Source organism: Streptomyces enissocaesilis, assembly GCF_039533765.1.
GTDB classification, from domain to species: Bacteria; Actinomycetota; Actinomycetes; order Streptomycetales; family Streptomycetaceae; genus Streptomyces; species Streptomyces enissocaesilis.
In genome coordinates, this window is record NZ_BAAAUD010000091.1 from 1 (window position 1) to 6126 (window position 6126).

Annotated in this window: 6 protein-coding genes and 1 pseudogene; 3 read left to right on the forward strand and 4 right to left on the reverse strand. The window is 71.1% G+C overall.

Translation table 11 applies throughout. From position 1 onward, the window contains the following. The 4 genes and pseudogenes from ABD374_RS31745 to ABD374_RS31760 all read right to left on the reverse strand — a co-directional run. Positions 1-222 (reverse strand): annotated as a pseudogene (locus ABD374_RS31745) (2-oxoacid:acceptor oxidoreductase subunit alpha); the annotation flags it as partial. A 283-nt stretch (positions 223-505) separates the two neighbouring features. After that, positions 506-1165, reverse strand: a complete 660-nt coding sequence (locus ABD374_RS31750) for a response regulator (protein WP_344500123.1) — start codon at positions 1163-1165, stop codon at positions 506-508. A gap of 306 nt (positions 1166-1471) precedes the next feature. Next, positions 1472-2827: a sensor histidine kinase gene (locus ABD374_RS31755; RefSeq protein WP_344500114.1), complete on the reverse strand. Its 1356-nt coding sequence runs from the start codon at positions 2825-2827 to the stop codon at positions 1472-1474. Positions 2828-2917: 90 nt separating this feature from the next. Then, positions 2918-4270 carry a sensor histidine kinase gene (locus ABD374_RS31760; RefSeq protein WP_344500116.1) on the reverse strand — a complete coding sequence of 451 codons (1353 nt, stop codon included), beginning with the start codon at positions 4268-4270 and terminating at the stop codon, positions 2918-2920. A gap of 201 nt (positions 4271-4471) precedes the next feature. Between ABD374_RS31760 and ABD374_RS31765 the strand changes: the two genes are divergently transcribed. The 3 genes from ABD374_RS31765 to ABD374_RS31775 all read left to right on the forward strand — a co-directional run. After that, positions 4472-4864: an NADH-quinone oxidoreductase subunit A gene (locus ABD374_RS31765; protein WP_093799593.1), complete on the forward strand. Its 393-nt coding sequence runs from the start codon at positions 4472-4474 to the stop codon at positions 4862-4864. After that, complete coding sequence (locus ABD374_RS31770) at positions 4855-5481, forward strand: NADH-quinone oxidoreductase subunit B (protein ID WP_344500119.1); 627 nt, start codon at positions 4855-4857, stop codon at positions 5479-5481. The genes ABD374_RS31765 and ABD374_RS31770 overlap by 10 nt, the downstream gene beginning before the upstream one ends. Further along, on the forward strand, positions 5478-6126 hold a 649-nt coding region (locus ABD374_RS31775; protein WP_344500121.1), incomplete at its 3' end, for an NADH-quinone oxidoreductase subunit C. The genes ABD374_RS31770 and ABD374_RS31775, both read left to right, overlap by 4 nt.

Consider the following 6126-nt stretch of genomic DNA (forward strand, 5'->3'; position numbering starts at 1 on the left):
GAACGCCGCCGTCTCCGACGTGAAACGATCACCCGTGAGCTGCATACCATCACCGGAATCACCCGCGAAACGGATAACCACCCGATCCAACCGACGGACCTCCTTCTCGGAGACCTTCCCGCTCGGCGTGCTGCGCTGTTCCCCGACGACGGTGTCGTTCGCTCCGTCGGTACCATCGGTTCCATCGGCCTTCTCGGCCGGGCTACTGACCTGGCTGGTCACTGAACTGGACCTCCTTCGAGGCGGCTGTTCGGGCCGGCCGGCCCACCGGCGGCCCCGAGGTCAACCCTACGTCGGTAAGGGTGCCCTTCCCTGGGCCGATCACATGAGGGATCCCATTTTGAGACGCCCGACTGCCCTGCTTTGTCATATTTAGCCCGTCCCTCGGCGCTCTGCGTCGAAGACGCTCCGTATTCGCCTCCTGGTTCTGGGGACCGCCGCCCAGAGCATCCCTCGACCACCTCTGAGCTGCACTCCAGAACGCGGCAGCTCCGGCGTCGGCGACCTAGGACCTCAGATAAGTCAGCACTGCCAGCACTCGACGGTGATCCCCGTCACTCGGCGAGAGCCCGAGCTTGAGGAAGATATTGCTGACGTGCTTCTCCACCGCGCCGTCACTCACCACCAGTTGCCTGGCGACCGCCGAGTTCGTCCGGCCCTCGGCCATGAGACCCAGGACCTCCCGTTCCCGGGGGGTCAGTCCGGCGAGGACGTCCTGCTTCCGGCTGCGGCCCAGCAGTTGTGCCACGACCTCGGGGTCGAGCGCGGTCCCGCCCCGGGCCACCCGGACGACGGCGTCCACGAATTCACGCACTTCGGCCACCCGGTCCTTGAGCAGATAGCCGACGCCCCGGCTCGACCCGGCCAGCAACTCCGTCGCGTACTCCTCCTCGACGTACTGCGACAGGACCAGCACACCGATCGCGGGGTAGTCCTTGCGCAGCCGCACCGCCGCCCGCACGCCCTCGTCGGTGTGCGTCGGCGGCATCCGTACGTCCGCGACCACCACATCCGGCAGCTCGTCCCGCGACGCCAGATCTTCAACCGTCTTGATCAGCGCTTCCGCGTCTCCGACGCCCGCGACGACATCGTGCCCGCGGTCGGTCAGAAGCCGGGTCAGGCCCTCCCGCAGCAGCACTGAATCCTCGGCGATGACCACTCGCACCCTGTCCTCCACGACCGTGCAGCCCCCCAGCAGTTGATTGCTTCCCACCACGTCGAACCCAGCATTTCAGTATCCGGGCCGGCACAGGCCCAGGTGCTGGGAATAGTGGCGTACGACTCGGGGCGGGCGGCCGGGACGCGAGAAGAACAGCGGGCGAGCGGAAGCGACAGGAGCTGAGGAAGCGGGCAAGGAGGGGCGACGCCCGGACTCCGGCACGGACAGTCGCGCAGTCGGCCGGCCGGGGGATCGGCCGGCCGCGCGACCGGACAGCCGGGCAACCGCGCAACCGGGCGATCGGACACCGGATCAGCCCCGCCAGGGCAGCTCCGCCGTGATCGTGGTCGGCCCGCCCACCGGTGAGGTGATCACCAGGATCCCGTCGACCGCGTCCAGCCGCTCCGCGAGCCCGGCCAGGCCCGAGCCGGCCGTCGTGTCCACGCCGCCCTGCCCGTCGTCGCCCACCTGGAGCATCAGCCGGTCCTCCGTCTGCCACACGTCGACCGTGGCCCGGGACGCCCGTGCGTGCTTGCTGACGTTCTGCAGGAGCTCGGAGACGGTGAAGTACGCGATGCCCTCGATCGCCGGGGCCGGCCGAGCCGGCAGATCCACCTCGACCTGCACCGGCACCGTGCACCGGGAGGCCACCGCGGAGAGCGCCGCGTCCAGACCGCGGTCGGTCAGCACGGCGGGATGGATGCCCCGGGCCAGGTCCCGCAGCTCCTGCAATGCGATCTTCACCTCGCCGTGCGCCTCGTCCACCATGCGGGCCGCGGCTTCCGGGTCCTCCGTCAGCTTCTCCTTGGCCAGCCCCAGGTCCATGGCGAGGGCGACGAGCCTGGCCTGCGCCCCGTCGTGCAGGTCGCGCTCGATGCGCCGCAGGTCGGCGGCCGCGGTGTCGACGACGACGCCCCGGTCCGACTCCAGCTCCGAGACCCGGGTGGCGAGCCGGGACGGGCCGAGCAGCCCGGCCACCATCACCCGGTCCACGGTCGTCATGCCGCGTATGAGCCACGGGGTGCCAAGGGTGATGAGCAGGCCGAGCGCGCTGGTCAGGGCCAGTTCGTAGGGCTCGTCGAGATAGACGCTGTGCGTGCTGTCGCCGTACAGCTGGATGCCGTCCGTCCCCGCGTAGGCCGGGAACACCCACTGCCACAGCGGATACGTGAGCATGGCCCAGCCGTACGACCAGAAGAACAGCGACACGGAGAAGGCGAACACCGCCCACGGCAGATGCAGCACGGCGTACAGCAGATGGCGCCAGGAGGCCCCGCTCTTGAGCATCGCGCCCATCCAGGACATCGGGCCGCCGCCCGGCTTGGCCCGGACGGGCGCCGGGTCCGCCACGTCCAGCCCGAGCAGCGCCCTGGCGCGGGCCCGCTCCACCACCCCGAAGCCGCGGCAGCCGGCCAGGCCCGCCGCGAGTACCGGTACGCCGAGGAAGGTGATCAGCAGGCCCATGCCCAGCGACGTCATGGTGACCGCGAAGACGAAGAGCAGGATGCTGATCGGCAGGCTGAGCATCAGGTAACCGAACTCGCGCCAGGTACGGGCCTCGATCGGCGCGCGCAGTACCGGAGGCAGCACGTGCCTCCTCGAGGGACGGCCCGGGCGGTCCTCGCGCCCCCACTGGTCTCTGGTCCGCGATGCGTACTCCGTGGCCATCACTGCCGTCCGTTTCTGCTCTGATGCTGCTGCTGAGTGGCTGTGTCACTCAAGAATGCTGGGACGCACAGGCCGGGACCATGAGGGCGGTCACCGTTTCCCTCCGGGGGTTTTCCCCACCCCCGCACTGCGCTCGACCGCACCTCCGGGGCTTCCGGCACCTCCAGGGCTTCCGGCACCTCCGGGACCTTTGGCCGCCCCGTCACGGTCGCGCCACGGCAGCTCGGCCCTGACCGTCGTCGGCCCGCCCACCGGGGAGTCGAGGGCCAGGAACCCGTCCACCGCACCGAGCCGGTCGGCCAGACCGGCCATGCCCGTACCGCCGTCCAGCCGCGCGCCACCGCGCCCGTCGTCCCGTACCTGGATCAGCAGCCGCTTCCCGCTCCGCCACACCTCCACGGAAGCGGACCGCGCTCCGCTGTGCTTGCTGATGTTCTGCAGCAGCTCGGAGACCGTGAAGTACGCGATGCCCTCGATGGCCTCCGCCGGGCGCGCCGCCAGATCGACCGTGACCCGCACCGGAGCCGTGCAGCGTGACGCGACGGACGACAGCGCCGCGTCCAGGCCGCGGTCGGTCAGCACGGCGGGGTGGATGCCGCGCGCCAGATCACGCAGCTCCTGCAGCGCCAGCTTCACCTCGCCGTGCGCCTCGTCGACCATCGCCGCCGCGGCCACCGGGTCCTTGAAGTCGCCGGTCAGTTTCTCCTTCGCCATGCCGAGCCCCATGGCGAGGGCGACGAGCCTGGCCTGTGCCCCGTCGTGCAGGTCGCGCTCGATACGGCGCAGATCGGCGGCCGCGGTGTCGACGACGACGCCCCGGCCCGACTCCAGCTCGGCGATCCGCCGCTCCAGTTCGTCGGAGGGGCAGAGCAGACCGCGCACCATCGCCCGGTCCGCGTTCGCCAGCACCCGCACGAGGTACGGCAGCACCGGCCAGAGCACGAAGAGCCCGGTCAGCGTGACCGTGAAGGTCAGCACACCCCAGGGCAGCCGGACGATCGCGTACAGCGCCGTCCGCCAGCCCACCGGATCCTTCAGGCCCGCCCACAGCCACGGGAGGAAACCCCCCTCGCCCGGACGCCGCCCCGCGGCGGCCGGGCTCGGCTCGTCGACGCGGATGCCGAGCAGGACACGCGCGCGCGCCCGTTCCACCGCGCCGAACCGGCGCGCCCCGAGCAGCCCCACCGCCAACAGAGGCAGACCGATCACCGTGGCCGAAAGACCGCACCCGAGGGCGAGAACCACCACGGTGAACACAAAGCCGAAGAGGGCCATCGGCAGATCGAGGAGGAGATGCGCGATCTCCTTCCAGGTGTCCGGGCCGTAGGGGAAGCGCACGGGCGGCGGGTGGCCGGCACGGTCGGCGTTACCGGCACGGTCGGCACGCTCGGCGTGGCCGGACCGGTCGTAATCTGGGAGAAGGTCACTGGCGCTGGCGGTCATGGCCCCCAGCCTGACGGGCCCCGGCCGCGGGTGCCATGGGGTGGCTGGGTGGGAGGAAGTAGGGATAACCCCACCCCCAGTACGACGCGGCTGCTTACCCAGCTTTTACCAGGGCCTAGACTCCCGTGCGTACAGATCGTCGAACGAGGCGCAACCACGCGCGACGACGCGCGGCGAGGTCAGGGAGCGAGAGGGGCGGACATGCCGGAACCGACTGTTCTCGCGGACGGGTACTTCCAGAGCTATTCGGTCGTCGGACTGCTCGCGGTCGTCGGCGTCCTCTTCGTCGCCGTGGCCTTCGGGGCCGGGCGGCTGCTGCGGCCCGTCGTGCCGACGCCGGAGAAGCTGCTGACGTACGAATGCGGCGTGGATCCGGTCGGAGAGGGCTGGGCCCACACCCAGGTCCGCTACTACGTCTACGCCTTCCTGTACGTGATCTTCGCCGTCGACTCCATCTTCTTGTTCCCGTGGGCGACGGTCTTCGCCGCGCCCGAGTACGGCGCGACGACGCTGGTCGAGATGTTCATCTTCCTCGGCTTCCTGGCCGTGGGACTGCTGTACGCATGGAAGAAGGGCGTCCTCGAATGGACGTGACCCGAGTGACCCCTGTCGATCTCCCCGAGCCGGCGCTGCCGGCGCCGCCGCTGCCCGGACCGAAGCGCCTGGGCGCTCTCGCCCGCCTCGCGCCCGAGCCCATGAAGGTGGTCCTGAACTGGGGCCGCCGCTACAGCCTGTGGGTCTTCAACTTCGGTCTCGCCTGCTGCGCGATCGAGTTCATCGCCGCGTCCATGGCGCGCCACGACTTCATCCGGCTCGGCGTGATCCCCTTCGCGCCGGGCCCGCGCCAGGCGGACCTGATGGTCGTCTCCGGCACGGTCACGGACAAGATGGCCCCGGCCGTCAAGCGGCTGTACGAGCAGATGCCCGAGCCGAAGTACGTCATCTCCTTCGGCGCCTGCTCCAACTGCGGCGGCCCGTACTGGGACTCGTACTCCGTGACGAAGGGCGTCGACCAGATCATCCCGGTCGATGTGTACGTGCCGGGCTGCCCGCCGCGCCCCGAGGCGCTGCTCCAGGGCATCCTCAAGCTCCAGGAGAAGATCGCCCGCGAATCCCTGGGCGAGCGCTACGGCCACGGACGGCCCTCCACGGCGGCCCTGCGGAGCGGCCTCGTCACGCCGCCGCCGGCCCCGGGGGAGGCCGGGAAGTGAGCGAGACGACCCGCACGACGGCGTACGACAGCCTGCCGGACGCCGTCACCGAGATCTTCGGCGAGGAAGCGACCGCCGAGCGCAGCTACGACCTGCTCACCGTCGACGTCCCGGCCGGCTCGTGGATCGCGGCCCTGGAGACCGCGCGCGACAAGCTCGGCTGCACGTACTTCGACTGGCTGAGCGCGGTCGACGAGCCGGGCACGGGCTTCCGCGTCTGCGCCCACGTCGCCGCCCTCGAAGGCCGTACGGTACGACGCCTCCTGCTCCGTACGACCGTCCCGCACGCGACGCCCGCCCTGCCCACCGCCATCGGGGTCTACGCGGGCGCCCAGTGGCACGAGCGCGAGACGCACGAGATGTTCGGCGTCGACTTCACGGACCACCCGCACCTGGTGCCGCTCCTGCTGCCCGAGGGCTTCGAGGGCCATCCGCTGCGCAAGGACTTCGTCCTGGCGGCCCGGGTCGCCAAGGCGTGGCCCGGGGCGAAGGAGCCGGGGGAGTCCGACCACGGCGGGCCCAAGCGCCGCCAGATGCTGCCGCCCGGCGTCCCGGACCCGAACGACTGGGGGCCCCAGAAGGGCCAGCTCCCGCCGGCCCCGGCCCGCCCCGCCCGCACCCCGCGCGCGGCGGGCGCCGCGGGCG